The following is a 25443-nucleotide window of genomic DNA, read 5'->3' as shown; positions in this document are numbered from 1 at the left end:
GGCTTTCACGCTACCCTCGGCGGGTTTTGGGAGAATAACTGGCAGGGTCCGGACAACTTAACTACTGTTTTGAATATCAACAATTTTATTCAGGGACGCATCATGGCAGACGAACAGAAGCTCGATCAACAACCTCCCGGCCGCTTGAGCACCAAAGAGCTCTTCAAACACAACCGCGTACGCGCCATCGCCGGTATCGCCGCCGTGGCCGTAGTATGGGCGATCATGGCGCAGTCCAACGCCAACACCCACCGCGAGCGGATCGATACGCTGCAAGCGGACTTGGCCACCTCCGAGCAGCAGAATCAGCGCTTGAGCCAACGGGTCAACGAAATCGAGCAGGTTGAAACCGACCTGAACGCCATGCGCGAAGAGATCGCGTCGCTCGAGCAGCGCCGGAATGAGGCTCAACAGGCGCTTAGCGAAGCCGAAGAGCAGGTCAGCACGACCCAGTCACGGCTCGAGGAGCTCGAAAGCGAGCGTGACACGCGCCAGCAGGAGCTCGATAGCCTCAGCGAGGAAGTTCAAAGCGCCGAGCAGAACATGCAGTCGCTTCGCGACGAGCGTGACGAGGCGGTATCGGCCCGCGACGAAGCGCAGTCCAACCTCGAGCAGATCGAGCAGGCGCGTGAAAGCGCCGAAGAGGCTCGCCAGGAGGCTGAAACCGCGCGTCAGCAGGCCGAAGAGCAGCGCCAGCAAGCCCTCGAAGAGCAAAACGACGCCCAGGAAGAGCTCGACAGCCTTGAAAGTCAGGTAAATGAGGCCAACGAGCAGCTATCCAGTCTGCAGGAAGAGCTGGACAGCGCCCAGCAGCAGCTCGACGAGCTCGAAAGCGAGCGCGAAAGCGCCACCAGCGAGCGCGACGAGCTGCAGTCGGAAATCGACTCGCTCAGCGAGCAGCGCGAGGAGCAGGAGCAGAGCCTGACTCAGGTGCGCAACGAAATGGATGACCTGATGGTCGCGCTCGATATCGGCCGTGAAGAGTTGGCCAATGTCGAAAGCGATATCGAAAGCCGTGAAGAGCAGCTCCAGCGTCTGGAGAGCCAGCTAAGCGACTGGCGCGACGAGCTGTCGGCGCTCGACGCCCGGCTTGGCGAAGTCGATGACCCCGCCGAAGATGATGTGCCCAACCTGGCCGGCGAAGAATCTTCCGGGGAGAGTAGCCAGAGTGCTTCCGGTCAGAGCCAGCAAGGCCAACCGGATCAGAATCAGCAGGGCCAACAGGGCCAACAGGGCCAACAGGGCCAATCAGGTCAGAATCAGCAGGGGCAGAGCGGGCAAGGCCAAAGCGCTCAGGGCCAGAGCGGCCAGCAAGATGCTCAAGGGCAAAACGATGGCGAGCAGAGCGACGACGAGCAGGAGGAGTCGCCGGCGCAGGGGGCTCAGCAGAACAACTGATGCCTTCTCCTGACTCCTAATCCCCTAACATTTCATCTTTCAAGCGGGTCCGGCCTTCCGGGCCCGCTTTTTTGTGTTTCGAGTTTATACCGGCGCGGCCAGCGCGTATCATGGCGCCAATCAACCGCTACAGGAAGGGAGCGTGCAATGGATGGGATCAAGCACATCATCGCGGTAGCGTCCGGTAAGGGCGGCGTGGGCAAATCCACCGTGACCGTCAACCTGGCGCTAGCGCTGGCCAGCCAGGGCTATCGCGTGGGCGTTCTCGATGCCGACATCTACGGGCCGAGCCAGGCGCAGATGCTCGGCGTGAAAGAGGGCACGCGCCCAGAGCCCGCCGGCGAAAACGCGTTTTTCCCGCTCGAGGCTCACGGGATCAAGGCGATGTCGATGGCGTTTCTGGTCAATACCCGCGACGCGATGGTGTGGCGTGGGCCGATGGTGGCCGGCGCGTTTCAGCAGATGCTCAATCAAACCCAGTGGGGCGAGCTCGACTTTCTGTTGATCGACATGCCGCCGGGCACCGGCGATATCCAGCTCACGCTTGCTCAGAAGGTGCCGGTCTCGGGTGCTGTGATCGTGACTACGCCCCAGGATATCGCGCTTCTGGACGCGCGCAAGGGCATCGAGATGTTTCGCAAGGTCAACGTCCCGGTGGTGGGCGTGGTCGAGAACATGAGCCTTTACAAGTGCGAACAGTGCGGCCATGAAGCGGCGATTTTCGGTACCGGCGGCGGTGAGCGCATTGCCGACGAGTACGCGACGACGCTTCTGGGCCGCTTGCCGCTGGCGATGTCGATTCGCGAGCTGGCGGACTCCGGCAAGCCGAGCGTGATCTCGAATCCGGAGAGTTCCGAGAGCCAGACTTTTGGCGATATCGCCCGCCAGGTAGCAGACACGGTGACGGGGAACCGCCAGAGCGGCCCCACGATTTCCTTTAGCGAGTGACGTGCAACGATGAGTATTCAGTCAGACAAGTGGATTCGGCGGATGGCCGAGAACGAGGCCATGATCGAACCCTTCGAGCCCGGTCAGGTACGCCACGTCAACGACCAGAAGGTGATCTCCTACGGCACCTCGAGCTACGGCTACGACGTGCGCTGCTCCGACGAGTTCAAGGTGTTCACCAATATCCACTCGGCGATCGTCGACCCCAAGGCGTTCGATGACAAGAGTTTCGTCGACGTCAAGGGCGATGTCTGTATCATTCCGCCGAACTCCTTTGCGCTGGCGCGCACCGTGGAGTACTTTCGCATTCCGCGCAACGTGCTCACCATCTGCCTGGGTAAATCGACCTACGCGCGCTGCGGCATCATCGTCAACGTGACCCCGCTCGAACCCGAGTGGGAAGGCCACGTGACGCTGGAATTCTCCAACACCACCAATCTGCCGGCCAAGATTTACGCCCACGAAGGCGTGGCCCAGATGCTCTTTCTCGGCGCCGACGAGGAGTGCGAAACTTCCTACAAGGACCGCGGCGGCAAGTACATGGGCCAGCGCGGTGTGACCCTGCCGCGCACCTGAGACGCGGTAACGAAAAAGCGCGCCTTCGAGTTCGAGGCGCGCTTTTTTTAAGGCTAAGGCGGACCAAGGGTTAATGCTAGTCAGTTAGACCTGGTCAGGTTTTGTGGGAGGGAGCTTCAGCTCGCGACGGGTAGCCAAGCCAAGGCGCCTGACGGCGCCATTCGCCCGCTAAAGCGGCCTCCCACGATAGACTAGCCAAGCGTAATGGGTGGCTGGATACCTTGACTGAACGACATCAGGGCTATTGGTCGGCTTCATCGCTTTCATCACCAAGCTCCGCTTCGGCGTCGTCGTGAGACAGGCGCATGCCGTGGGCCGGCAATGGGTGGCCGTCCATGGTGGCGCGCTCGGCGGCGTACTTGAGGCGCCCCTCCAGGAACCACTGCACCGCAATCGGGTAGATCAGATGCTCGCGGGCGTGCACCTTCTCCTTCAGGCGCTCTTCGCTGTCCCCTTGCTCGACCCGGCACTCGGCCTGGAGCACCACCGGGCCGCCGTCGAGTTCTTCGGTTACGAAGTGCACGCTGCAGCCGTGCACGTCGACGCCGTCGGCCAGCGCCCGGGCGTGGGTGTGAAGCCCTTGGTAGGCGGGCAGAAGCGACGGGTGGATGTTGAGCATGCGGCCCATAAAGCGCTGCACGAAGCGCGGGGTGAGAATGCGCATGAAACCCGCCAGCACGATTAGATCCGGCTCGTGGCGCTCGATCACCTTGATCAAGGCGCCATCGTAAGCCTCGCGGCTTTCGTACTCGCGGTGGGGCAGGGCGACCGCCTCGATACCCGCTTCGTGGGCGCGCTTGAGCCCGAAAGCGGCGGGCTCGTTGGAGATCACCGCGACGATCTCACCGCCGAGGCGGTCGTGGCTTTGCGCTTCGATCAGCGCGGCCAGGTTGCTGCCGCTGCCGGAAATCAGTACCACGACGCGGCGCTGTTCGACCGGCTCCGGGGTCATGTCGTTGAGCGTGTCGCTTACGTACTGCTCGCTACTCACTGCTCGCCCGCTCCCGTGTTCAGGTTCTCGAGGAGCACGGCGTCCCCATCGCGCTTGACGATCTCCCCGATGCGATAAACGGTTTCGCCCTGCTCCTGCAGGTAGCGCATTGCGCTGTCGGCCTGCTCCTGCGGCACTACGACCACCATGCCGATACCGCAGTTGAGCACGCGATGCATCTCCACCTCGCTGACGTTGCCTTTTTGCTTGAGCCAGTTAAACACCGCCGGGCGCTGCCAAGCGCTGACGTCGACCCGTGCGGCAAGCTGTTCGGGCAGCACACGCGGAATGTTCTCTAAAAGCCCGCCGCCGGTAATGTGCGAAAGCGCGTGAACGGATAGCTCGGTGTCGCGCATCATCGACAAAAGCGGCTTGACGTAGATACGCGTCGGCGCCATCAGCGCCTCGCCCAGCGGCTTGCCGTCGAGGGTTTCGTCGAGGGCGGCATCGCTGATTTCAAGGATCTTGCGAATCAGCGAGTAGCCGTTGGAGTGCGGGCCTGATGAGGCAAGGCCCAGCAGTACGTCGCCTTCGCCGACCTTGCTTCCGTCGAGAATCTCGGATTTTTCCACCACGCCGACGCAGAACCCCGCCAGGTCGTAGTCGCTGCCTTCGTACATGCCGGGCATCTCGGCGGTTTCGCCGCCGACCAGCGCGCAGCCCGCCTGCTCGCAGCCGGCACCAATGCCGGTGACCACGTCGGCGGCGATGTCGATATCGAGTTTGCCGGTGGCGTAGTAGTCGAGAAACACGAAGGGCTCGGCGCCGGCCACTACCAGGTCGTTGACGCACATGGCGACCAGATCGATGCCAATGGTATCGTGCTGACCAAGGTCCATCGCCAGGCGTAATTTGGTGCCTACCCCGTCGGTGCCGGTCACCAGTACCGGCTCCCGGTAGCCCTTTGGCAGCTCACAAAGCGCGCCGAACCCGCCAAGCCCGCCCATCACTTCCGGGCGCGTGGTGCGTTTGGCCACGTGCTTGATACGTTCCACCAGGGCATTGCCGGCATCGATGTCGACGCCGGCGTCTTTATAGCTAAGAGAAGAGGGCGCCTGGGAAGGGGAGGTCTTGGTCATGACTAATCCTTGAGAACCTGCAGCGGTACGGGAGAGGATGGGCCGGGGCTGGCCAATAATCCGGCGGATTGTATCATTTGGCGATGGGCGCCGCATTGTCGTGTCGAGTTATCTCGCAAGACGCGTTATCTTATAGCGATAACAGGGTCTTATACAGCAACCGGGCAAGGCTTCAGGAGCGAAAGAACATGCGCAACTCAACGTGGGGCGCTCTATTTCTGATACTGCTGATCGGCTTCGTCTACCTGCTGGATTCGGTGCTGATGCCGTTCATCGCCGGCATGATCGTGGCGTATCTGGTCGACCCGATCGTCAACCGCCTCCAGGGCTTGGGGCTCAAGCGCCCGCTGGCGGTAGCCAGCGTCTTCGTGGCGCTGTTTCTGGTGCTGACCGCGGCGCTGCTGATTCTGATTCCATTGATCGTTTCGCAAATCAAGCAGCTTGGCGAAGTGTTGCCCAACGTCTTTACCTGGGTGGAAAACCGGCTGGCGCCCCAGGTGCTCGAGTGGACCGGCTATGACGTGCGCGCCGAGCTTGGCAATCTGCAAACGACGCTGCTCGAGAACTGGCGTGATGCCGGGGGGTATCTCGCCCAGGCGCTGGGAAGCATCGGCCGCTCTGGTGCGGCGTTTCTTACCTGGATCACTTACGTGGCGCTGATTCCGGTGGTGACGTTCTACCTCCTGCTCGACTGGAGCCGCCTTCTGGCCAACGTCGCCGAGCTTTTGCCGCGCCACTACGCCGCCGATGTCGCCCGACTGGCCAAACGCTGCGATGAGGTACTGGCGGCGTTTTTGCGCGGTCAGCTCCTGGTGATGCTGAGCCTGGGAGTGATCTACGCGCTGGGGCTGACGCTGATCGGGCTCAACTTCGGGCTTCTGATCGGGGTCGTCTCGGGGTTGGTCAGCATCGTGCCATTTCTCGGCTTCATCGTTGGACTTGGCGTGGCGCTGATCGTGGCGTTTTTCCAGTTCGAGAGCTGGTGGGGACTTGCCGGGGTACTGGCCGTGTTCAGCGTGGGGCAGGTCATGGAGAGTGTCGTGCTTCAGCCCAAACTGCTGGGTGACAAGATCGGCCTGCACCCGGTGGCGGTGATTTTCGCGGTGCTCGCCGGGGGCACTCTTTTCGGCTTAACTGGCGTACTATTGGCGCTGCCCGCCGCCGCGGTGATCATGGTGCTACTGCGCGAGGCGATCGAGCGTTACAAGAAAAGCGAGCTTTACGGTGACGATCCGCTGGCCAATGCGCAGCCCATCCACCGGCTCGACCATCAAGGGGACAGGGAGAATCCATGAGCAGAGTACCGGCTCAGCTGCCGCTCGGCGTCGGGCTGCGCGATGATGCCACCTTCGGCAACTATTTTGCCTCACAGGCCAACGCGTCGCTCTTGACGTCACTTGACCGCCAACTCGAGCCGGACGCCGAGCCGTTCATCTACCTTTGGGGGGCGCCGGGCAGCGGGCGAAGCCATCTTCTGCAGGCGGCTTGTCACGCCGCGTCGGATCGCGACCGACGCGCGCTCTATTTGCCGCTTGCGGATCTGGGCCACTTCCCCCCCATGATGCTCGAGGAGATCGAGCGGCTGGATCTGGTCGCGATCGACGACCTGGAGTGCGTGCTGGGCCGCAAGCGCTGGGAAGAGGCGCTGTTTCACGCCTTCAACCGGCTGCGTGATGCCAACAAGGGGCTGATCATCGCGGCCAGCGCCCCGCCGCGCCAGCTCGATGTGGCGCTGTCGGATCTGGCCTCGCGGCTGAGTTTCGGCGTCACTTATCACCTGCACCCGCTGGATGACACAGAGCGACTGCAAACGCTCAAGCTACGCGCCAGAGTGCGCGGTATGGAGCTGCCCGACGACGTGGGCCGTTACATTCTTCACCGCGGCCCGAGGGAGCTGGGCGAGCTTTGCAAGGCGCTCGAGATTCTCGATCAGGCGTCGCTTTCGGCCAAGCGCAAGCTCACCATTCCCTTCGTCAAATCGGCGCTCGCCTGGTAGCGCCCGCTTTTTCGTTTGGCGTTCAGGCGCTCTTGCTGAAGTTCTGAGCCGCCTCTTGTGCCTTTTGCACGTTCTGCTCGGTCAGCTTCTGGCTTTGGCTTAGAAAGTCTCGCTGAATCGAGCTGACCTGGTCGGCGTCGCTTTTGACGCGCTCGACGAAATTTTTCGCCACGCCCTGCTGGCCCTCCATGTACGCCTTGAGCTCGGCGCCATCCTTGACCTCTATGAGCTGCCGCGTCTGGGTGAGCCCCATCTCCAGATAGGCCTTTTGCGCATCGAGCTGGGCGCTGATCAGTTTTTCCGAGGCATCCACGCCAAGTGAGACGAACGCCTGCACCGGGGCGACGAATAAAGTGTGGAACTGCTCATTCAGTGGCTTCTGGTCAAAGGCGCTCATTGTGTTCTCCTTTTGAATCGATAGCGGGTAGGCACTCGGGATTTGAGCCCTATTGCCCGTCTTGCTGCACTGCAGCATAGCAAGCGTCGTTGTGCGCTGCAACCTCTCGGCCGGGTCTCGCTTATGTTGTCGTAAGCGCGTTCCATGACTAGGGTTTAAGTGGATGAATCGAGCGCATTCAGCGCGGACAAAGCCCCGGCGTGGGGCACGATTCAGTGGCCAGGTCCCGGTGACCATTGAATGGACAAGACAAGAGGAGAGGTCGAATGAAAACCCGTACCGAACGCGACAGCATGGGCGAACTCGAGGTGCCGGAGAGTGCGCTCTACGGCGCCCAGACCCAGCGCGCGATCAATAACTTTCCGGTGTCGAACACACCGATGCCGACGGCCTTCGTGCACGCGGTAGCGCGGATCAAACTCGCCGCCGCGCGTAGCAATAAAGAGCTGGGTCTGCTGGATGAAGCGCGCGCCAGCGCCATCGAGAAGGCGGCGCAAGCGGTGATCGACGGCGAACACGACGACCAGTTCCCGGTCGATGTCTTCCAGACCGGCTCCGGCACCTCGACCAACATGAACGTCAACGAAGTGCTCGCCACGCTCGCCTCGCGAGAGGGCGTCGAGGTCACGCCCAACGACCATGTCAACATGGGCCAGTCGAGCAACGACGTAATTCCGAGCGCGATTCACGTCGCCGCCGCCATCGCCGTCAAGGAGTCGCTGCGCCCGGCGCTGGTAACGCTTCGCGAGACCATCGACAAGCGTGCAGATGAAGTCAAGAATGTGGTCAAGACCGGGCGCACCCACCTGATGGATGCCATGCCGCTGCGCATGGATCAGGAGCTGGGCGGCTGGTCGAGCCAGGTCGGTCAGGCGATCGAGCGCTTCGACAGCGCCATGGAGCGGCTGCAGCGCCTGGCCCAGGGCGGCACCGCAGTGGGGACCGGCATCAATGCGCCGGAAGGCTTCGCCGAACGGGTGGCAAGCGATTTGAGCCGCCAGACCGGGCTCACCTTTTCGCCCAACGACAGCTTCTTCGCTAGTCTTTCGAGCCAGGACGCCGCGGTCGAGCTCTCCGGCCAGCTCAAGGGGCTCGCCTGCGTGATCATGAAGATCGCCAACGACCTGCGCTGGATGAATTCAGGGCCGCTGGCGGGGCTCGGTGAAATCGAGCTCGAAGCGCTGCAGCCGGGTAGTTCGATCATGCCGGGCAAGGTCAATCCGGTGATTCCCGAATCCGCCGCCCAGGCCGCCGCTCAAGTAATCGGCTACGACAGCGCGATCACCGTGGCCGGCCAAAGCGGTAACTTCCAGCTCAACGTGATGCTGCCGCTAGTGGCCTCGAACCTGCTGGCCTCGATTACGCTGATGAGCAATACCGCGCACCTTATGGCCACGCGCGCCATCGCCACTTTCAAGGTGCGCGAAGACCACCTTCGGGAGCCGCTGGCGCGCAACCCGATTCTGGTCACCGCACTCAACAGCACGATCGGTTATAACGCCGCCGCCGCCGTGGCTAAAAAGGCCTACCAGGCGGGTCGCCCGATCCTCGATGTCGCCGAAGAGGAAACCGACCTGGATCGCGAAACGCTCGAGCGCCTGCTGGACCCCGCCGTGCTGACCCAGGGCGGCGTTCCGGAGTAAGCCCAGGGGCCGGGCGGGTTACTTCTCCTGTTTCTCCGTCTTGCCCTCGGCGATGGTCTCGTTGGCCTGCTCTCGCTCCTCCTCGGTCGCCTCCGGCGTCTCCTGCTCGTCCTGACGGGCAGGGGTATAGCTGAAGGTGGCGATAATCGGGAAGTGATCGGAGCCGAACGCCTGCAGGCGGCGCATGCTCACCAGGGTGAAGTGTTCGGTCACGAAGATATGATCGAGCGGCCAGCGCAGAAACGGGTAGCTGGCGTGGAAGGTGCTGAACATGCCGCGGCCCCGGCGCGGGTCGAGCATGCCGCCCACGCGGCAAAAGCGCCGCGTGGTGCGCGACCAGGCCACGTCGTTCAGATCCCCCGCGACCAGCGAAGGCTGCGGGTCTTCGTGAATGTGTTTACCCACCCATAAAAGTTCGGCGTCGCGCCAGAGCGACTTTTCGCTTTCGCTCGGCGCCGGCGGGCGCGGGTGCACCGCGAACAGGCGAATTCGCTCGCCGCTATCAAGCGTCACGAAAGTATGAATCGAGGGGATGTCGTCCTGAATCAGCCATTTGACCTCGGTATCGGTCAGCTCCAGGCGCGAGTAGAGGTGCATGCCGTAAAGGTTGTCGAGAGGGATCTTGACGCTGTAGGACCAGTGCTCCTCGAGCGCGGCATCGAGCGTTGTCTGCCACCAATCATCGGACTCGAGGGTAATCAGAATATCCGGCTGATTTGCCTCGACCATGTCGATCAACCCTTGGGCGTTACGGTTCGGGGTCAGGACGTTGGAAATCATCAGCGTCAGCTGGCGACTCTCATCAGGCGTCTGCGCCGCCAGCACTTCGGCCGGCCAGAGCCGGGTCCAGGGCAGGATGTAGCCGCCCTGGACGATCAGTACGATCAGCGAGAAGATACCAGTAGCGGAGCGCCAGTGCCCCGGCTCCAGCAGCAGCATCGCCGCAGCTGCGTTGCAAAGCGCCACCAGGGCGATCTGTACGCGGGGAAATTCGAAGCTGCGCACCAGCCACCAGCGAATGCGCACGTGGGGAATCGCGGTCACCAGCAGCAGAAGCATGGCCAGGCCGCCGAGCAGAAAAGTCAGCAAGTAAACCCCCTTAACGTGTGATAAGAAATATTCGGTTAAGCGTAGCTGGCTTGGGAAAGCGGTGTCGATGTAAAAGAGAACTTTCTTTTCAATACCCTATAAAATGAGCGCGATTAAAAAAACGGTTGCAATCGAGCCGTGAAGAAGTAGAATACGCACCGCACTGGAGGACCATAGCTCAGTTGGTTAGAGCGCCACGTTGACATCGTGGAGGTCGGCGGTTCAAATCCGCCTGGTCCTACCAAACCGCGTTTGGCAGTGTAGAAAAGAGAGCACTTGAACGACAGTGCATGAAGGACCATAGCTCAGTTGGTTAGAGCGCCACGTTGACATCGTGGAGGTCGGCGGTTCAAATCCGCCTGGTCCTACCAGAATTCAGAAACGCCCCGGCCGCAAGGTCGGGGCGTTTTGCGTTGCGCCACCCCTGGTGACTCAGTCGAAGGCGGGGCGCTCGAGCGCGGTGCGGGCGATGAAGGTGGCGACCAGCGCCTCGATACCGGCCTGATCTTCCTGACTGAAGCGAGCGGTCCTGGGGCTATCGATATCGAGTACACCCCAGAGGGCGCCATCGACGACGATCGGCACTACCAGCTCCGAGTTGGAGGCGGCGTCGCAGGCGATGTGGTCCGCCACGGCGTGTACGTCGTCGATACGCTGCGTGGTTTGGGTGCGCGCCGCCGCGCCGCAAACGCCTTTCTCAAAAGGGATGGGGTGGCAGGCGGGCTTGCCCTGAAACGGCCCCAGGTGCAGTACGTCTCTTTCTCGCTGCAGGTAGAAGCCGACCCAGTTGAGATCAGAAAGCGCCTGCATGAGAAACGCGCTGGTCTGGGCGCTGTTGGTGAGCCAGTCGCGGGTGTCGAGCAGGGCCTCGAGCTGGCGGTTCAAAAGAGCGTAATCGACGCTTGGCATGGTGACCTCGTAGGAGTCATAAAGAAAAGGCCGGCCATGAGGCCGGCCTGTCAGGCGCCGCTGCGTTCGCCGGGCGCCTTGAGCAGAGTATTACTCGGTCCAGCCCGGCACGGCGCCGCCCTGGAAGAGTTCTTCGGCTTTTTCGATCACTTCGTCGCGCTGGTAGGCGTCGACGAGCTGCTGGATTTCCTCGCGCTCCTCGTCACCGCTGCGCACCGCGATCAGGTTGACGTAGGGTGATTCCGGGCCTTCACGCAGCAGCGCGTCGTCCAGCCCCAGGCCCGCCGGCTGGGCGAAGGTGTTGTTGATGAACGCCATGTCGACGTCCGGCAGAATGCGCGGCAGCTGCGCGGCTTCGATCTCGCGGAAGCGGAAGTTGCGCGGGTTCTCGGCGATGTCGATCGGCGTCGCTTCGAGGTTCTCCGGGTCATTCAGCGTGATCAGACCATGGTTGTGCATCAGGATCAGCGAGCGGCCTTCGTTGGTCGGGTCGTTGGGTAGCGCGATCTGGGCGCCGTCCGGCAGCTCATCGAGGCTATCGTACTTCTCGGAGTAGGCGCCGATTGGATACACGAAGGTGTAGCCGGCGGCAACGAGGTCGTAGCCGCGGTCGCTGTTCATCGTTTCGAGATACGGCGCGTGCTGATAGGCGTTGGCGTCGAGGCTGCCGTCGGCCAGTGCAGCGTTCGGCGTCACGTAGTCGGTGAACTCGACGATTTCGACATCGAGGTTGTACTCCTCCTTGGCGATGCGCGCGGCAACTTCCATTACCTGAGTTTCAGGGCCAGCCACGGTGCCCATCTTGATGCTTTTGGCTTCTTGGGCGTTGGCTACGTTGATGGCGAGTGCCAGGGCGGTCAGGCCGCCGAACAGCTGCTTGTACATGATGTTTCTCCTGTGAATGAGCGTATTGGTTGTGACGTAGCCGATATTGTAGCAATAAAAAGCCGGATCATAATGCTTTCGAGTTATATGTATGCCGTGCCGGTCATTTTCAAGATGCTATTTGCGATCGCTCTTGCGCACCAGGTAGTCGCCCAGGCTTTGAAAACCCTGCACCATCACCACCAGCACCACGACCGTGATCAGCATGATGGTCGGGTTGAAGCGGTTGTAGCCGTAGCGAATGCCCAAATCACCCAGCCCGCCGCCGCCCACGGCGCCGGCCATGGCAGAGTAGCTCACCAGGGTGACCACGGTGATGGTCAGCCCGGTGATGATGCCGCCGCGCGCCTCGGGAATCAGCACCTTGCAGATGATCTGCCAGGGCGTGGCGCCCATCGCCTGAGCGGACTCGACCAGGCCCGGCGAAATCTCGTTGAGCGCCCCTTCGATCAGCCGCGCGACGAACGGAATCGCGGCAATGGTCAGCGGCACCGAGGCGGCGTTGATGCCGATCGAGGTGCCGACCAGCATGCGGGTAAACGGAATGATCGCCACCATCAGGATGATGAACGGAATCGAGCGGCCGATGTTGGTGATCAGGCTCAGCGCGTGGTTGAGCGCGGGCATCGCCAGAATCTGGCGCGGGCGCGTCACGTATAAAAGTACGCCCAGTGGCAGACCCACCAGCGTCGAGATCAGCCCGGACACCGCCACCATATAGAGCGTATCCAGAGTTGCCTGTAAAACGAGATCAAACATCGCGCTGGACATGGCCAAGTACCTCTACCTGTAGTTGATGCGCTTGAAGATAGGCCATCGCCTTGCGGGTTTGCTCGGCGCTGCCGAGAAGCTCGGCGATCATCAGCCCCAGGGTGCGCTCCTGAATCGACTCCACCTTCGCCTGCAGAATGCTGACATCGACGTTGCACTCGCGGGCCAGCCGCGAAATCAGCGGCGTCGAAACCGCATCCCCCGAGAAGGTCAGGCGAACCACCGGATGGCTCTGCGGGCTCTGGACATCGCTCAGGCGCGCCAGAAGCTCCTTGGGCGGGCTTAGCTGGAGAAAGTCGTTCAAGAATTCGCGGCCAAGCGCGGTGCGCGGGGCGGTGAAGAAGTCGCCCACGTCGGCGTCCTCCACCAGCTCGCCGCCGGAGATCAGGCTGACGCGGTGGCAGATCGACTTCACTACTTCCATTTCATGGGTGATCAGCAAAATGGTGATGCCGAGCTTCTGGTTGATGTCGCGCAGAAGCTCCAGAATCGCGCCGGTGGTCTGGGGGTCGAGCGCCGAGGTCGCCTCGTCGCACAAGAGCACCTTGGGCTGGCTTGCAAGCGCTCGGGCGATCGCCACGCGCTGTTTCTGGCCGCCGGAGAGCTGGGCCGGGTACATGCGTGTCTTGTCGGAAAGCCCGACCATGTCCAGAAGCGGCGCTACCCTGCTTTTGATGGCGCTGCGCTTTTCGCCCATGAGCTCGAGCGGAAGCGCGACGTTGTCGAAGACCGTACGGTTGGTCAGCAGGTTGAAGTGCTGAAAGATCATGCCGATACGGTGGCGCGCGCGGTTGAGCTCGCCGCGGTCAAGCGTCGTGAGTTCACGCCCATCCACCGACACGCGGCCTTCGCTGGGGCGCTCCAGAAGGTTCACACAGCGGATCAGCGTCGATTTGCCGGCGCCGGACAGGCCGATCACGCCATGAATGGTGCCCTGGGGGATGGTCAGGTCGATGTTCTTCAGGGCATGGACCGCGCGGTCGCCGCTGCCGAAGGTTTTGCTAACGTTACTGAGTTCGATCATGGCGTCTGCCTTTGGGTGAGGCCGAAGACGTAAAGTGGCGGGGGTTAACATAAAAAAAGGCCACCTCCATGGGCGGCCACTTACGTTTGACACACCCTTTTAGCTGCACTTCACCGCGCACTCGGCTGGTGGACGCCCGCAATCGGGGTACAAATCGGCGTCTATCGTAATGGCGGCGAAAGTCTAAAGAGGCACTGGCGGGTTGTCAATTGGCGCCCGCCGTGGCAGGGCCGGCTGAGCTGTGCAGGGGATAAAACGCGCCCGGCTCTTTAGCCTGGCCCGTTTAACGGGCGATAATGGCGCTTTGAGCATTCAGCGCTTTTGGCGCTTGTCACGAAAGGGGAGAGGCATGTTTACAGGTATCGTGCAGGGAACGGCGAATATCGTTGAGATTCGCGAGCTCGAAGGGTTTCGCACCCACGTGGTGGCGCTTTGTGATGCGCTGCGCGCAGGGCTCGAGCTCGGCGCATCGGTGGCGCACAACGGCGTGTGCCTGACCGTTACGGCGATCGATGGCGAGCGGGTGAGCTTCGATCTGATGCGTGAAACCCTCCGGTTGACCAATCTTGGTGCGCTCGAGGTGGGCGAGAGCGTCAATATCGAGCGCGCCGCGCGCTTTGGCGATGAGATCGGCGGCCACGCCATGTCCGGCCATATCATCAGCATGGCCGAGGTGGTCGCCATCGACGAGGCGCCGAACAACCGGCGGCTCTGGTTTGCGCTACCTGCGGAGTTTGGCCGCTTCGTGTTCGAGAAGGGCTATATCGGTGTTGACGGGATCAGCCTGACCGTGGGCGATGTGCGCCGCACTCTCGGTCGCATCGAGTTCAGTGTCAACCTGATCCCGGAAACCCTCGAGCGCACGATGCTCAAGCACCGCCTGCCCGGGGCGAAGGTCAACATCGAGGTCGACCCGCAAACCCAGGTGATCGTCGAAACCGTCGAGAGGGTGCTGGCCGCCCGAGCGTAAGCCGTACGTTTAAACGGCAAAGCAGCATGGCCTGAAGCTTGCTAGAGACTCATCGCGGGCTTGCCCGCACCCCACCGGCCGCCGCCGACCGGGCTCGCATCGCTTTCGAGCTTTCGGTAGACTGTGCGGCTTTCTTCGCAAAGGGCGCAGGGATCAAAAAAAATGAAGGGTCTGGATAACTATTTCAAGCTCACCGAGCAAAAGACCAACGTCAAAACCGAAGTGATCGCTGGGATCACTACTTTTTTGACCATGGCCTACATCATCTTCGTCAACCCGAGCATTCTCTCGGAAGCGGGGATGGATTACGGCGCGGTGTTCGTCGCGACCTGCCTGGCCGCCGCTATCGGCTGTTTCGTCATGGGCCTTTGGGCCAACTACCCGATCGCTCAGGCGCCGGGCATGGGGCTCAACGCCTTCTTCACCTACGGGGTGGTGCTGGGAATGGGCTACAGCTGGGAAGCGGCGCTGGGGGCGGTGTTCTTCTCGGGTCTGACCTTTTTCCTGCTCAGCATCTTTCGCATTCGCGAGTGGATCATCAACTCCATCCCGCTGTCGCTGCGTCTGGGGATCGCCGCCGGTATCGGCCTGTTTCTGGCGATGATCGCGCTCAAGAATGCCGGTATCGTCGTCGCCAACCCGGCCACCTTCGTCTCCCTGGGTGATCTCTCCCAGCCCGCCCCGATCTACGCGCTCATCGGCTTTTTCGCCATTACCGCCCTTGCTTATCTCAACGTCACCGGTGCTGTGATGATCGGCATTCTGGGCGTGACCGTGGTGGCCATGCTGCTGGGTCACAACGCGTACGGCGGGCTGATGTCGATGCCGCCGTCGATCGCCCCGACCTTCATGGCGATGGACCTGGCCGGCGCGCTTGACGTGGCCATGTTAAGCGTCATCTTCGCTTTTTTGTTCGTCGACCTGTTCGACACCTCTGGCACCCTGGTCGGCGTTGCCCACCGCGGCAAACTGCTGGACAAGGATGGCAAACTGCCGCGCATCGGCCGCGCCATGATGGCCGACAGTACCGCCTCGATGGCCGGTGCGGCGCTGGGTACGTCGACCACCACAAGCTACATCGAGTCCACCGCGGGCATCGCCTCCGGCGGGCGCACGGGGCTGACCGCCGTGGTCGTGGGCGTGCTGTTTCTGATCAGCCTGTTTTTCGCCCCGCTGGCCGGCTCCATTCCCGCCTACGCGACCGCCGGCGCGCTGTTGTACGTGGCGGTACTGATGGCGGGCAGCCTTTCCCACGCCAATTGGGAAGACCCGACCGACGCCGCTCCGGTGCTGATCGCAGCACTCGCCATGCCGCTGACGTTTTCAATTGCCGATGGCATCGCGCTCGGGTTCATTAGCTTCGTCGGCATCAAGACGCTCTCCGGGCGCTTTCGCGACCTGAACCCGGCGGTGGTGATTCTGGGTGTTCTGTTTGCGGTCAAATTTTTCTTCTTCGGCTAGGCTAAAAGCCTGGCCCGTTTCAACCAATGAGAGACGCGATGAGCATCTACGGCGACTACATCAAGTCCGTTATTCGCACGGTTCCCGACTGGCCTGAGCAGGGGGTCAACTTTCGTGACATTACCCCTTTGCTGCAAAACAGCGCGGCCTTTCGCAAGCTGATCGATAGTTTCGTGCACCGCTATCAGGAGATGGACCTGGATGCCATCGCGGCGATCGACGCCCGGGGTTTCATCATCGGTGCGCCGCTGGCCTATGAGCTTGGCTGCAGCTTCGTACCGGTGCGCAAGAAGGGCAAGCTGCCGTTCAAGACCATCAGTGAAACCTATACCCTCGAGTACGGCCATTCGGAAGTAGAGCTTCACGCCGATGCCTTCGAGCAGCAGGACCGTATCCTGCTGATGGACGACTTGATCGCGACTGGCGGTACCATGCTCGCCGCCGCCAACCTGATCCAGCGCAGCGGCGGACAGGTCGTCGAGACCGCGACCATCATCGATCTGCCGGAGCTCGGCGGCTCGCAAAAGATTCGCGACGCGGGTTTCAACGTGTTCGCCGTCTGTTCCTTCAACGAAGACGAGTAGGGCCATGAGCAGCGACCGCTACCACCAGCATTTCACCGTTTCCTGGGATCAGCTTCACCGCGACGTGCGCGCGCTTTGCCACCAGCTGATCGAGCGCGACTTCAAGGGCATCGTCGCGATCACCCGGGGCGGGCTGATTCCCGCCGCGCTGATCGCCCGTGAGCTCAATATCCGTCTGATCGATACGGTCTGCATCAAGAGCTACGACCATATGGATCAGGGCGGGCTCGGCGTATTGAAGGGCGTCGACCACGACGGCGACGGCTGGCTACTGGTCGACGACCTGGTCGATACCGGCAAGACCGCCCGGGCGGTGCGCGAAATGCTGCCCAGGGCGCACTTCGTCACCATCTACGCCAAGCCCGATGGCCGCCCGCTGGTGGATCAGTACCTCACCGAAGTGGGTCAGAACTGCTGGATTCAGTTTCCCTGGGACATGGGCATCGCCTACGTCGAACCGCTCGCCGATCAGATCAAGAGATGAGATGACATGACCGACCCATTACCCGCGGAGTGGAGCGAGTGGCTGGGCCAGGAGTTTCAGGCCGACTACATGGCCTCGCTCAAGGCGTTTCTGGCCGAGGAGAAAGCGGCGAAGAAGGTGATCTACCCGCACTCGTCGAACTGGTTTCGCGCCTTCGAGCTGACGCCGCTCTCCGAGGTGAAGGTCGTCATACTGGGCCAGGATCCGTACCACGGGCCCAACCAGGCCCACGGGCTCTGCTTTTCGGTGCTCCCACAAGTGCCGGTGCCGCCGTCGCTGGTCAATATCTATAAAGAGCTCGCCAGCGACGTCGGGTTCATTCCGGTCAACCACGGCTTTCTCGAGCCCTGGGCGAAGCAGGGGGTATTGCTGTTGAACACCGCCCTGACGGTGGAGCGCGGCAACGCCGCTTCGCACCGCGGCAAGGGGTGGGAAGGCTTTACCGACGCGGCGATCGAAACCGTCAGCGAGCACGCAAAGCCCTGTGTGTTCTTGCTGTGGGGTAGCCACGCCCGGCAGAAAAAGGCGCTGATCGATCAGTCGCGCCACCTGGTGCTGGAGTCGCCACACCCATCGCCGCTGTCGGCGCACCGCGGCTTTCTGGGTAATCGCCACTTCTCCCAGGCGAACCGCTTTCTGGAAGAGCAGAAGCGAGCGCCGATCAACTGGCAATTGCCCGAGACCCCTTAACCTTGCCCCCGGTTGCGGGTAGAATGGCGCGCAATTTTGCGTCGGCCGGGCGCTTTCCATCCTGCAGTGAGGTAGTTCCATGAGTGTTTACGCCATTAATCATCCGCTCGTCCAGCACAAGTTGGGCCTCATGCGGGAAGGGGGCTTGAGCACCAAGAGCTTTCGCGAGCTGGCCGGAGAGGTGGCCAAGCTGCTCACCTACGAAGCGACCCAGGATCTGGAGCTCGAAAACCACGAGATCGAAGGCTGGAACGGCGAGCGTATCAACACTCTGCGCCTGAAAGGCAAGAAGGTGACCGTGGTGCCGATTCTGCGCGCGGGGCTTGGCATGCTCGAAGGCGTGACCGACCTGATTCCCAGCGCCCGGGTCAGCGTGGTCGGTCTCTACCGCGACGAAGAGACGCTGCAGCCAGTGCCGTACTTCTCCAAGTTCGCCAACGATATCGAAGAGCGCATGGCGATCGTCATCGACCCGATGCTCGCCACCGGCGGCTCGATGATCGCCACCCTCGATATGCTGCGCGAGCGCGGCTGTGAAAGCATGAAAGTGATCGTGCTGGTCGCCGCCCCCGAAGGGATCGAGCGCGTACAAGAAGCGCACCCGGATATCGATATCTATACCGCTTCCGTCGACGAGCGCCTGGACGAGAACGGCTATATCGTGCCGGGACTCGGCGACGCCGGTGACAAGATCTTTGGAACGCGCTGAGCGCCTCCCGTTTTCATCCGCCCCTTGCGCCTCGCGTTGGGGGCTTTTTTTTGAGCGCGAAAGGGTGGCGCGATGAATCGCCTCACCCCCCGGCGCTTGCTTCACGCAGGACCCTCAAGGGTAAGGATATGGCAATGAGTGGGTTACGACGCCAGCAGAGCTGGCCCAGAACGCTTCTGACCGGGGCGCAGATGCTCTTCGTGGCCTTCGGTGCGCTGGTGCTGGTGCCGCTGTTGACCGGGCTCGACCCGAGTGTGGCGCTGTTCACCGCAGGCGTGGGCACGCTGGTCTTTCACGGCGTGACGCGCCAGAGCGTACCGGTCTTTCTCGCCTCGTCGTTTGCGTTCATCGCGCCGATTCAGGGCTCGATCGCAAGCTTCGGTGTTCCCGCCACGCTTGGCGGGCTGATGGCGGCCGGTTTTGTTTATACCGTTATATCGCAAATCGTGCGTTTTAAAGGGGTCGGGTGGCTCAATAGACTGTTGCCGCCGGTAGTGGTGGGGCCGGTGATCATGGTGATCGGGCTTGCACTGGCACCGGTCGCGGTAAGCATGGCCGTAGGCGAAACCAGCGACCACATCGCCTACGGCCAGGCGATTTTTCTCTCCATGGCGAGTCTTTTCGTCACCCTGGTGCTGGCAGTGTTCGGTCGCGGCCTTCTACGCCTGGTGCCGATCATCGGCGGGGTGATCACCGGCTACGCGCTTTCGCTGATCATGGGGGTGGTTGACTTTAGCCCGATCCGCGAGGCGGCCTGGCTGTCGGTGCCGGCCTTTACCGCGCCGAGCTTTCACTGGGCTGCGATCCTGTTCATGATTCCGGTGGCGATCGCCCCGGCGGTGGAGCACATTGGCGACATGGTCGCGATCGGCTCGGTCACGCGGGAGAACTATCTCGAAAAGCCCGGCCTTCACCGCACGCTGCTCGGCGATGGCCTGGCGACGATGGTGGCGGCGCTGTTCGGTGGCCCGCCCAATACCACCTACTCCGAGGTGACCGGCGCGGTCACGCTGACTCGCGCTTTCAACCCGCTCTACATGATCATCGCTGCCTTGCTTGCGATCGTGCTGGCCTTCGTCAGCAAACTGGGAGCACTGCTTTTGACCATTCCCGGCCCGGTCATGGGTGGGATCATGACGCTGCTGTTTGGCTCGATCGCGGTGGTCGGCATGAACACCCTGGTGCGCGCCGGCCAGTCGCTGACCGCGCCGCGTAACCTGGTGGTGGTTTCGCTGATTCTGGTCTTCGGCATTGGCGGCATGCAGTTCGGCGGCGGGCAGTTCACGCTCCAGGGCGTGAGCCTGGCGGCGCTGGTAGGCATCGCGCTGAACGCGCTATTGCCGGCGGCAAAAGAGCAGGTTTGAAGCGCAGGCGCGATAAAAGGAGGGTTTGATGTCGCTGACACCACGTGCGTTTCCCGTACTCGGCGTGGCCGCCTGGAGCGGTACGGGCAAGACGACGCTTCTGACCGCACTATTGCCGCGGCTTCGCGAATTGGGACTAAACGTCGGCGTGATCAAGCACGCCCACCACGCCTTCGATATCGACAAGCCCGGCAAGGATAGCTACCGGCTGCGCGAAGCCGGCGCCGCGCCCATGCTGGTGGCATCGAGCCAGCGCTACGCGCTGATGCAGGAGACCCCGGGGCGCGAGGCGCCGGATCTCGATCACCTGTTGTCATTAATGGCCGCGCACCAACCGGACCTGGTGATTGTCGAAGGCTTCAAGCAGGCCGCGCTGCCCAAGCTCGTGCTCTACCGCGACGGCATCGGCGATTCGGCGATTCTGCAAAGCGAGTACCTGGTGGCCGCCGCGCTCAAGGGCGAGGTGGGCGAGACGTTCAACGCTTCTATCCCGCGGCTAAACCTTGATAACATCGATGAGATCGCGCGCTGGGTGATCGACTGGACCCGCGCGTTTAGCGAAGACAAAAGGTAACGACATGCAGCTGACGCATTTGAACGCACAGGGCGAAGCCAACATGGTGGATATCGCCGACAAGCAGGCGTCGCGCCGTGAAGCGTTGGCGTCTGGCCGCATCGTCATGGCGCCCGCCACGCTGAAACTGCTAAGCGATGGCGACCTGCCGAAGGGCGACGTGCTCGCCACCGCGCGTATCGCCGGCATTCAGGCGGCCAAACGCACCGCCGAGCTGATTCCGCTGTGCCACTCGCTTTCGCTGAGTAAGGTGAGTATCGATTTCGAGCTCGACTTCGAGGCCAGCGCGGTCAACGTCGAGGCGTTTTGCAAACTCTCCGGGCGCACCGGCGTCGAGATGGAGGCGCTGACCGCGGTATCGGTAGCGTGCCTGACGCTCTACGATATGTGTAAGGCCGCCGACAAGGCGATGCGGATCGAGGCGATCCAGCTCGAGAGCAAGCGCGGCGGCGTGCGCGGCGACTACCAGCGCGACCCGGGCCCGATCGTTACCGGCGAGGGTAGCCCTGGCGAGGTCAGCCTGGGCGAGCGCTGTGCGGTGTCGCCCTGCGTGCGGGTCAAGTTTCTGGCCGAACTGCGCGAGCGGGTCGGCGAAAGCGATTTATCGCTATCACTTGCCGAGCTCGAAAGCCGCGACGTAGCCGGGCTCAAGGCGCACCTCAAAGCGCGAGACGCGCGCTTCGAGGCGCTGTCGGACACCCGTACGCTCTGCGCGATCAACCAGGTGATGGCCAACGACGCTGCGCCGCTTACCAACGAGGACGAGATCGCCTTCTTTCCGCCGGTCACGGGAGGCTGAATGAGCGACCCTTCGATATTCGTATCGGTACAGCAAGCGCCCTTTGCCCTCGATGAGGGCTACGCCGACCTGATCGCGCAACGCCGTGACATCGGCGCGGTGGTGAGCTTCACCGGGCTGGTGCGCGACTTCAACGAGGCGCCGGACGTCACCGGACTCACTCTCGAGCACTACCCGGGCATGACCGAGCGCGCGCTTCACGACATAGGGGTCGAGGCGTTTGAACGCTTTGCGCTCGAGGGCGTCGTGATCGTCCATCGAGTCGGTCGGCTGAGTCCGGGCGACCCCATCGTGCGAGTGGTGGTGGCCAGCGCCCACCGGCGCGAAGCTTTCAGCGCCTGCGATTTCATCATGGACATCTTGAAAACGCGGGCGCCGTTCTGGAAAAAAGAGCACTCCCGCCAAGGCGACTACTGGGTCAAGGAGCGCGAAAGCGATCTCAATGATGCGGCGCGCTGGTCGCTCAGCCCGCCGGCGACTCGCTCGCCATGATTTGAAGGTGGACCTCGGGCAGGTGCTGGCAGTGTTCGCCCAGCCAGTGAACCAGCCCCGGGGTAAGGGCTTCTCTGAGCTCGGCCAGGGTGTCGGCCTTGATCTCCTCAAGGCGCTCGTCGAGCCAGTCGCCAAAGCTCTCCTCGTCGATCGGGCTTGCGTTGCTCGAGTCCAGCATCAGCCGGCCGATGCGCTGCCAGCCAGTGTCGGTGGCGCATACCGGCAGCGCGAGAAACAGCGTGCCGCGGCGCGCGCTGCCTGGCTGGGCGGATTCGAGCCCGGGATGGGGGGTGACGCTGTTCTGATCTACCACGTGGGGGAGCTGCGGGTAGCGCGCCTCGACTCTCAAGCCTTCGTTATCCAGACAGAGCAGGTCGCCGTTGACCGGGGCGAGCGGCGCGTTGATGCCGAGTTCTTCCGCCAGGCGCTGGTGCGCGTGCTGGTGAACCGCCTCACCGTGCACCGGCAAGAGCGCGGCGGGACGAATCCAGCGATAGAGCGTCCTGATCTCCTCCTGAGCGGGGTGGCCGGTGGCGTGAAGCTCCGGGTGGTTGGTTTCGTCGAACACGCTGACGCCGAGCCGGTCGAAGCGCTTTTTGAGCGCGGCGATAGGGCGCTCGTTGCCGGGGATCGCTTTGGCGGAGAAGATCACGTTGTCGCCGGCTTCAAGGTCCATGAACGGGTGGCGTCCTTGCGCCAGGCGCTGCAGGGCGGCACGCGGTTCGCCCTGGCTGCCGGTGGCAATCACTACGACTTCATCGGCCGGTAGATAGCCCAAATCCTGGGGCGGCACCAGCGCTGGAAAGTCATCGAGATAGCCAAGCCCGCGGGCCACGTTCACCATGCGCTCCATCGAGCGGCCCATCAGGCTCACCCGCCGGCCGTTTTGAGCCGCCGCTTGGCCGATCGCCCATACCCGGGCGAGATTGCTGGCAAAGCAGGAGACCACCACGCGCCCTTTGCACTCCTTGAGCGTTCGGCCGAGCGCCTCGGCGACGTCGCCTTCGCTGCCCGCGATGCCGGGCAGCGGCGCGTTGGTCGAATCGCCCACCACCAGATCGAGTGGAGCCAGCGCCTGGAAGTGTGAAGGGTTGACGCTCGGGCCGATCAAGGGCGCGGGGTCGAGCTTCCAGTCGCCGGTATGCAGTACCCGATAGCCGCCGGCGAGCATCATGATGGCGCAGCTCTCGGGAATGGAGTGGGTCATCAGGAGATAGCGCAGCGTGAACGGGCCCTGCTCGACGGCGTCGCCGGGTTCGATCACCTTGATCGCAACGCTGGATAGGTTGTGCTCGGCGAACTTGTGACGCAAAAGGCCCGCCGCCAGAGGGGTGGCGTAGATCGGGCACTGCCATCTTGGCCAGAGCCAGGCGACCGCGCCGATGTGATCCTCGTGCCCGTGGGTGATATAGAGCGCCTTCGGCGTGATCGAAAGCTCGCTCAGCGTCTGGGTATTGGGTACCTGCAGCGGGGCGCTTGGCAGGTCCTGGCGAATCATCATGCCGCAATCGATGGCGATCCAGTGATCCTCGAACCCATAAAGCGTCAGGTTCATTCCTATTTCACCGCAGCCCCCCAGCGGCAAAATGCGCAGGGGAGGGCGGCGACGGGGTCGAAGTTGAACGCGTGATGGATCCATTGAATATGAACAGCCTGAAAAGTAAGGCTTTAACTATACGGTAAGGCGGGGGCGGCTAACAATGATGGCAATGCCCCCGGCGCCTGCTTGCGTTACACTAACGTCTCGTGCCGGGCCAGGCCCTGCGCAGCGATAAAAGCGTCGTTTCACGCCGGTTATCAACGCGTGTCTTCAAGAGTGGGTAAAAGAGCGTATCAATAGAGCGCACTTAGGCGTGTAAGCAAGCGCGTATCCAGGCGCGTACCCAGGAAAGTATTAAAGAGTATATTCATGTCGCATTACTACCGGTTAGTCGTTTCCTGCCCCGACCAGGTGGGCATCGTGGCGCGCGTGTCGAGCTTCATCGCCCAACATGGCGGCTCCATCACCGAGGCGAGCCAGCACTCGGATCTCGAGTCCGGGCGCTTTTTCATGCGCTACGAGATTCTCGCCGATTCGGTCGGCATGAGCCGCGAGGCGCTGGCCGAGGCGTTCGCGCCGATCGCCAACGCCTTCGACATGCAGTGGGCGCTGGTCGATACGCAAGCGCGGCGCAACGTGGTGATCATGGTGTCGAAAGAGTCCCACTGCCTGGTCGATCTACTCTACCGCTGGCAGGCCGGCGAACTCGACTGCAACATCGTCGGCGTCATTTCGAACCATCCGGACATGCGCTCGCTTTCCGAGTGGTACGAGATCCCCTACTTCCATATCGCGGTCGACCCCAACGACAAGCAGGCGGCGTTCGATGCGGTGCAGCGCCAGATCGACGCGCTCGAGGCAGACTGCATCGTGCTGGCGCGCTACATGCAGATTCTGCCGCCGGCGCTGTGCACGCACTACGCCGGGCAGATCATCAACATTCACCACAGCTTTCTGCCGTCGTTTGCCGGCGCCAAGCCTTACCACCAGGCGTTCGAGCGCGGCGTGAAGCTGATCGGCGCGACCTGCCACTACGTCACCGAAGAGCTCGACGCCGGCCCGATCATCGAGCAGGACATTCACCGCGTCAGCCACTGCCACACGCCGACGGACCTGGTGCGCTTTGGCCGCGACGTGGAGAAATCCGTGCTCGCCCGCGGGTTGAGGTGGCACCTGGAGGATCGCGTACTGATCGACGGCAACAAGACGGTGGTTTTCAACTAGACAGGTGGTTTTCAACCAGGCGCGAAAAAGGGGTACGCCAGGTACCCCTTTTGTTTGGAAGTCGCTGTATGGGGTGCGAATCGAGTTGGGTGCGGTGCCGGGCTGCCCGACACGCTAGCGAGGCGTTTTGCTGCTTCCGATTTTAGACGTTTAGCCCAGCGCCTGGCCGCTGCCGCCGCGAATCACGCCCACGCCCACACCTTCGATATCGAGCGCCTGGCTTCGCAGGTCGATCTCGATCGGAGCGAAGTCGCTGTTTTCGGCGTGCAGGGTGACCCGGTGGCCGTCGCGACGAAAGCGCTTGACGGTCACTTCGTCCTCGAGGCGGGCCACCACGATCTGGCCATCGCGCACCCGTTCGGTGCGGTGTACCGCGAGCAGGTCGCCTTCAAGAATGCCGATATCCTTCATCGACAGCCCGCGCACGCGCAGCAAGTAGTCGGCTTTCGGAGTGAAATACTCCGCCGGCAGCGGGCAATAGCGGTCGATGTGCTCGGCGGCAAGAATCGGACTGCCCGCAGCGACCTCGCCGATGATCGGAAGGCCCTGGGTCGACGTCTCGGCGTTTTCGTTTACGTCGTTGGCCGCCTCGGCGACTTCCGGCGTGTCCTGGTTGGGCAGGCGGATACCGCGGGAGGTGTGGCGAATGATGCGGATCGCGCCCTTGCGCTCGAGCGCGCGCAGGTGCTCTTCGGCGGCGTTGGGCGAGCGAAAGCCCAAGGCCTTGGCGATTTCAGCGCGCGTCGGAGGGTAGCCGTACTCGTTCATTGTCTTGACGATAAAATCAAACACGTTCTGCTGACGTACTGTAAGAGGACGGGACATGGCGGACTCCAACGTGACAGG

Annotated in this window: 27 protein-coding genes and 2 tRNA genes; 19 read left to right on the top strand and 10 right to left on the bottom strand. The window is 62.4% G+C overall.

Features of this window, described 5'->3' with window-relative positions:
* Positions 1–102 precede the first annotated feature (102 nt).
* The 3 genes from ACGK9R_RS09760 to dcd all read left to right on the top strand — a co-directional run bounded on the left by ACGK9R_RS09760 (position 103) and on the right by dcd (position 2922).
* Positions 103–1398 carry a kinesin gene (locus tag ACGK9R_RS09760; protein WP_394580675.1) on the top strand — a complete coding sequence of 432 codons (1296 nt, stop codon included), beginning with the start codon at positions 103–105 and terminating at the stop codon, positions 1396–1398.
* Between the two features lie 147 nt (positions 1399–1545).
* Complete coding sequence (gene apbC, locus ACGK9R_RS09755) at positions 1546–2346, top strand: iron-sulfur cluster carrier protein ApbC (RefSeq protein WP_394580673.1); 801 nt, start codon at positions 1546–1548, stop codon at positions 2344–2346.
* 9 nt (positions 2347–2355) lie between these two features.
* Positions 2356–2922 carry a dCTP deaminase gene (gene dcd / locus ACGK9R_RS09750; RefSeq protein WP_394580671.1) on the top strand — a complete coding sequence of 189 codons (567 nt, stop codon included), beginning with the start codon at positions 2356–2358 and terminating at the stop codon, positions 2920–2922.
* 241 nt (positions 2923–3163) lie between these two features.
* Here the strand turns inward: dcd and purN are convergent, their stop codons facing one another.
* Both purN and purM read right to left on the bottom strand, forming a co-directional pair.
* Complete coding sequence (purN, locus tag ACGK9R_RS09745; protein WP_394581112.1) at positions 3164–3874, bottom strand: phosphoribosylglycinamide formyltransferase; 711 nt, start codon at positions 3872–3874, stop codon at positions 3164–3166.
* A gap of 35 nt (positions 3875–3909) precedes the next feature.
* The gene (gene purM, locus ACGK9R_RS09740) at positions 3910–4992 is read right to left on the bottom strand and encodes a phosphoribosylformylglycinamidine cyclo-ligase (RefSeq protein ID WP_394580669.1); all 1083 of its coding nucleotides are present in this window, start codon (positions 4990–4992) and stop codon (positions 3910–3912) included.
* Between the two features lie 188 nt (positions 4993–5180).
* Here purM and ACGK9R_RS09735 point away from each other — a divergent pair, with 188 nt between their 5' ends.
* Entirely contained in the window at positions 5181–6287 is a 1107-nt protein-coding gene (locus ACGK9R_RS09735; protein ID WP_394580667.1) for an AI-2E family transporter, read from the top strand.
* The gene (gene hda / locus ACGK9R_RS09730; protein ID WP_394580665.1) at positions 6284–6988 is read left to right on the top strand and encodes a DnaA regulatory inactivator Hda; all 705 of its coding nucleotides are present in this window, start codon (positions 6284–6286) and stop codon (positions 6986–6988) included. The genes ACGK9R_RS09735 and hda overlap by 4 nt, the downstream gene beginning before the upstream one ends.
* Before the next feature lie 22 nt (positions 6989–7010).
* On the opposite strand, the gene ACGK9R_RS09725 is transcribed toward hda, so the two are convergent.
* Positions 7011–7385 carry a phasin family protein gene (locus tag ACGK9R_RS09725; protein WP_394580664.1) on the bottom strand — a complete coding sequence of 125 codons (375 nt, stop codon included), beginning with the start codon at positions 7383–7385 and terminating at the stop codon, positions 7011–7013.
* A gap of 266 nt (positions 7386–7651) precedes the next feature.
* On the opposite strand from ACGK9R_RS09725, the gene ACGK9R_RS09720 reads away from it, so the two are divergent.
* Entirely contained in the window at positions 7652–9028 is a 1377-nt protein-coding gene (locus ACGK9R_RS09720) for a class II fumarate hydratase (RefSeq protein ID WP_394580662.1), read from the top strand.
* 18 nt (positions 9029–9046) lie between these two features.
* Here the strand turns inward: ACGK9R_RS09720 and ACGK9R_RS09715 are convergent, their stop codons facing one another.
* A complete protein-coding gene (locus tag ACGK9R_RS09715; protein ID WP_394580660.1) occupies positions 9047–10117 on the bottom strand; it encodes an endonuclease/exonuclease/phosphatase family protein in 1071 nt (356 codons plus the stop codon).
* Between the two features lie 167 nt (positions 10118–10284).
* On the opposite strand from ACGK9R_RS09715, the gene ACGK9R_RS09710 reads away from it, so the two are divergent.
* Together ACGK9R_RS09710 and ACGK9R_RS09705 are read left to right on the top strand one after the other, a co-directional pair.
* Positions 10285–10361, top strand: a tRNA-Val gene (locus ACGK9R_RS09710).
* A gap of 50 nt (positions 10362–10411) precedes the next feature.
* Positions 10412–10488: transfer RNA gene (locus ACGK9R_RS09705), tRNA-Val, on the top strand.
* 61 nt (positions 10489–10549) lie between these two features.
* On the opposite strand, the gene ACGK9R_RS09700 is transcribed toward ACGK9R_RS09705, so the two are convergent.
* From ACGK9R_RS09700 to ACGK9R_RS09685, 4 genes are all read right to left on the bottom strand, one after another.
* Positions 10550–11026 (bottom strand): GAF domain-containing protein, encoded by a 477-nt coding sequence (locus tag ACGK9R_RS09700; protein ID WP_394580658.1) that lies wholly within the window; start codon positions 11024–11026, stop codon positions 10550–10552.
* 90 nt (positions 11027–11116) lie between these two features.
* Positions 11117–11911 carry a MetQ/NlpA family ABC transporter substrate-binding protein gene (locus ACGK9R_RS09695; protein WP_394580656.1) on the bottom strand — a complete coding sequence of 265 codons (795 nt, stop codon included), beginning with the start codon at positions 11909–11911 and terminating at the stop codon, positions 11117–11119.
* Positions 11912–12028: 117 nt separating this feature from the next.
* Positions 12029–12682: a methionine ABC transporter permease gene (locus tag ACGK9R_RS09690; protein ID WP_394580654.1), complete on the bottom strand. Its 654-nt coding sequence runs from the start codon at positions 12680–12682 to the stop codon at positions 12029–12031.
* Complete coding sequence (locus ACGK9R_RS09685) at positions 12663–13706, bottom strand: methionine ABC transporter ATP-binding protein (protein WP_394580652.1); 1044 nt, start codon at positions 13704–13706, stop codon at positions 12663–12665. The genes ACGK9R_RS09690 and ACGK9R_RS09685 overlap by 20 nt, the downstream gene beginning before the upstream one ends.
* Positions 13707–14055: 349 nt before the next feature.
* Here ACGK9R_RS09685 and ACGK9R_RS09680 point away from each other — a divergent pair, with 349 nt between their 5' ends.
* The 10 genes from ACGK9R_RS09680 (at position 14056) to moaE (ending at position 21833) form a co-directional block, all read left to right on the top strand.
* Entirely contained in the window at positions 14056–14676 is a 621-nt protein-coding gene (locus ACGK9R_RS09680; RefSeq protein ID WP_394580650.1) for a riboflavin synthase subunit alpha, read from the top strand.
* A 162-nt stretch (positions 14677–14838) separates the two neighbouring features.
* Entirely contained in the window at positions 14839–16137 is a 1299-nt protein-coding gene (locus ACGK9R_RS09675) for an NCS2 family permease (RefSeq protein WP_394580649.1), read from the top strand.
* Positions 16138–16175: 38 nt separating this feature from the next.
* Positions 16176–16721, top strand: coding sequence for an adenine phosphoribosyltransferase (locus ACGK9R_RS09670; protein WP_394580647.1), 546 nt, complete (start codon positions 16176–16178; stop codon positions 16719–16721).
* A 4-nt stretch (positions 16722–16725) separates the two neighbouring features.
* Positions 16726–17205, top strand: a complete 480-nt coding sequence (gpt, locus tag ACGK9R_RS09665; RefSeq protein WP_394580645.1) for a xanthine phosphoribosyltransferase — start codon at positions 16726–16728, stop codon at positions 17203–17205.
* A 6-nt stretch (positions 17206–17211) separates the two neighbouring features.
* Complete coding sequence (gene ung / locus ACGK9R_RS09660) at positions 17212–17895, top strand: uracil-DNA glycosylase (protein WP_394580643.1); 684 nt, start codon at positions 17212–17214, stop codon at positions 17893–17895.
* 79 nt (positions 17896–17974) lie between these two features.
* Positions 17975–18604, top strand: coding sequence for a uracil phosphoribosyltransferase (gene upp, locus ACGK9R_RS09655; protein ID WP_394580641.1), 630 nt, complete (start codon positions 17975–17977; stop codon positions 18602–18604).
* A 134-nt stretch (positions 18605–18738) separates the two neighbouring features.
* The gene (locus tag ACGK9R_RS09650) at positions 18739–19968 is read left to right on the top strand and encodes a uracil-xanthine permease family protein (RefSeq protein WP_394580639.1); all 1230 of its coding nucleotides are present in this window, start codon (positions 18739–18741) and stop codon (positions 19966–19968) included.
* Between the two features lie 28 nt (positions 19969–19996).
* The gene (gene mobB / locus ACGK9R_RS09645) at positions 19997–20542 is read left to right on the top strand and encodes a molybdopterin-guanine dinucleotide biosynthesis protein B (RefSeq protein ID WP_394580637.1); all 546 of its coding nucleotides are present in this window, start codon (positions 19997–19999) and stop codon (positions 20540–20542) included.
* Between the two features lie 4 nt (positions 20543–20546).
* Positions 20547–21341: a cyclic pyranopterin monophosphate synthase MoaC gene (gene moaC / locus ACGK9R_RS09640; protein ID WP_394580635.1), complete on the top strand. Its 795-nt coding sequence runs from the start codon at positions 20547–20549 to the stop codon at positions 21339–21341.
* The gene (moaE, locus tag ACGK9R_RS09635) at positions 21342–21833 is read left to right on the top strand and encodes a molybdopterin synthase catalytic subunit MoaE (protein WP_394580633.1); all 492 of its coding nucleotides are present in this window, start codon (positions 21342–21344) and stop codon (positions 21831–21833) included.
* On the opposite strand, the gene ACGK9R_RS09630 is transcribed toward moaE, so the two are convergent.
* Complete coding sequence (locus ACGK9R_RS09630; RefSeq protein ID WP_394580631.1) at positions 21805–23388, bottom strand: ribonuclease J; 1584 nt, start codon at positions 23386–23388, stop codon at positions 21805–21807. The genes moaE and ACGK9R_RS09630 overlap by 29 nt on opposite strands.
* Positions 23389–23742: 354 nt before the next feature.
* Between ACGK9R_RS09630 and purU the strand changes: the two genes are divergently transcribed.
* Positions 23743–24597: a formyltetrahydrofolate deformylase gene (purU, locus tag ACGK9R_RS09625; RefSeq protein ID WP_394580629.1), complete on the top strand. Its 855-nt coding sequence runs from the start codon at positions 23743–23745 to the stop codon at positions 24595–24597.
* A 150-nt stretch (positions 24598–24747) separates the two neighbouring features.
* Here purU and lexA read toward each other — a convergent pair whose 3' ends face one another.
* Positions 24748–25422 carry a transcriptional repressor LexA gene (gene lexA / locus ACGK9R_RS09620; protein ID WP_394580627.1) on the bottom strand — a complete coding sequence of 225 codons (675 nt, stop codon included), beginning with the start codon at positions 25420–25422 and terminating at the stop codon, positions 24748–24750.
* Positions 25423–25443 lie beyond the last annotated feature (21 nt).

Origin of the sequence: Halomonas sp. HNIBRBA4712 (assembly GCF_043558675.1) — a bacterium.
In the GTDB taxonomy this organism is placed as follows: Bacteria; Pseudomonadota; Gammaproteobacteria; order Pseudomonadales; family Halomonadaceae; genus Vreelandella.
Note: the sequence above shows the minus strand (reverse complement) of the source record. Positions and strands in the feature narration are given on the sequence as shown.

Bases quoted from the DNA above. Each gene is read 5' to 3' on its own strand.
- ACGK9R_RS09700 (WP_394580658.1), bottom strand. From the start codon at position 11,026: ATGCCAAGCGTCGATTACGCTCTTTTGAACCGCCAGCTCGAGGCCCTG.
- ACGK9R_RS09695 (WP_394580656.1), bottom strand. From the start codon at position 11,911: ATGTACAAGCAGCTGTTCGGCGGCCTGACCGCCCTGGCACTCGCCATC.
- moaC (WP_394580635.1), top strand. From the start codon at position 20,547: ATGCAGCTGACGCATTTGAACGCACAGGGCGAAGCCAACATGGTGGAT.
- ACGK9R_RS09735 (WP_394580667.1), top strand. From the start codon at position 5,181: ATGCGCAACTCAACGTGGGGCGCTCTATTTCTGATACTGCTGATCGGC.
- ACGK9R_RS09690 (WP_394580654.1), bottom strand. From the start codon at position 12,682: ATGTCCAGCGCGATGTTTGATCTCGTTTTACAGGCAACTCTGGATACG.
- purM (WP_394580669.1), bottom strand. From the start codon at position 4,992: ATGACCAAGACCTCCCCTTCCCAGGCGCCCTCTTCTCTTAGCTATAAA.
- purN (WP_394581112.1), bottom strand. From the start codon at position 3,874: ATGACCCCGGAGCCGGTCGAACAGCGCCGCGTCGTGGTACTGATTTCC.
- ACGK9R_RS09675 (WP_394580649.1), top strand. From the start codon at position 14,839: ATGAAGGGTCTGGATAACTATTTCAAGCTCACCGAGCAAAAGACCAAC.
- ACGK9R_RS09650 (WP_394580639.1), top strand. From the start codon at position 18,739: ATGAGTGGGTTACGACGCCAGCAGAGCTGGCCCAGAACGCTTCTGACC.
- moaE (WP_394580633.1), top strand. From the start codon at position 21,342: ATGAGCGACCCTTCGATATTCGTATCGGTACAGCAAGCGCCCTTTGCC.
- apbC (WP_394580673.1), top strand. From the start codon at position 1,546: ATGGATGGGATCAAGCACATCATCGCGGTAGCGTCCGGTAAGGGCGGC.
- mobB (WP_394580637.1), top strand. From the start codon at position 19,997: ATGTCGCTGACACCACGTGCGTTTCCCGTACTCGGCGTGGCCGCCTGG.
- lexA (WP_394580627.1), bottom strand. From the start codon at position 25,422: ATGTCCCGTCCTCTTACAGTACGTCAGCAGAACGTGTTTGATTTTATC.
- ACGK9R_RS09630 (WP_394580631.1), bottom strand. From the start codon at position 23,388: ATGAACCTGACGCTTTATGGGTTCGAGGATCACTGGATCGCCATCGAT.
- ACGK9R_RS09720 (WP_394580662.1), top strand. From the start codon at position 7,652: ATGAAAACCCGTACCGAACGCGACAGCATGGGCGAACTCGAGGTGCCG.
- upp (WP_394580641.1), top strand. From the start codon at position 17,975: ATGAGTGTTTACGCCATTAATCATCCGCTCGTCCAGCACAAGTTGGGC.
- purU (WP_394580629.1), top strand. From the start codon at position 23,743: ATGTCGCATTACTACCGGTTAGTCGTTTCCTGCCCCGACCAGGTGGGC.
- dcd (WP_394580671.1), top strand. From the start codon at position 2,356: ATGAGTATTCAGTCAGACAAGTGGATTCGGCGGATGGCCGAGAACGAG.
- ACGK9R_RS09680 (WP_394580650.1), top strand. From the start codon at position 14,056: ATGTTTACAGGTATCGTGCAGGGAACGGCGAATATCGTTGAGATTCGC.
- ACGK9R_RS09670 (WP_394580647.1), top strand. From the start codon at position 16,176: ATGAGCATCTACGGCGACTACATCAAGTCCGTTATTCGCACGGTTCCC.
- ACGK9R_RS09725 (WP_394580664.1), bottom strand. From the start codon at position 7,385: ATGAGCGCCTTTGACCAGAAGCCACTGAATGAGCAGTTCCACACTTTA.
- gpt (WP_394580645.1), top strand. From the start codon at position 16,726: ATGAGCAGCGACCGCTACCACCAGCATTTCACCGTTTCCTGGGATCAG.
- ACGK9R_RS09685 (WP_394580652.1), bottom strand. From the start codon at position 13,706: ATGATCGAACTCAGTAACGTTAGCAAAACCTTCGGCAGCGGCGACCGC.
- ung (WP_394580643.1), top strand. From the start codon at position 17,212: ATGACCGACCCATTACCCGCGGAGTGGAGCGAGTGGCTGGGCCAGGAG.
- hda (WP_394580665.1), top strand. From the start codon at position 6,284: ATGAGCAGAGTACCGGCTCAGCTGCCGCTCGGCGTCGGGCTGCGCGAT.
- ACGK9R_RS09760 (WP_394580675.1), top strand. From the start codon at position 103: ATGGCAGACGAACAGAAGCTCGATCAACAACCTCCCGGCCGCTTGAGC.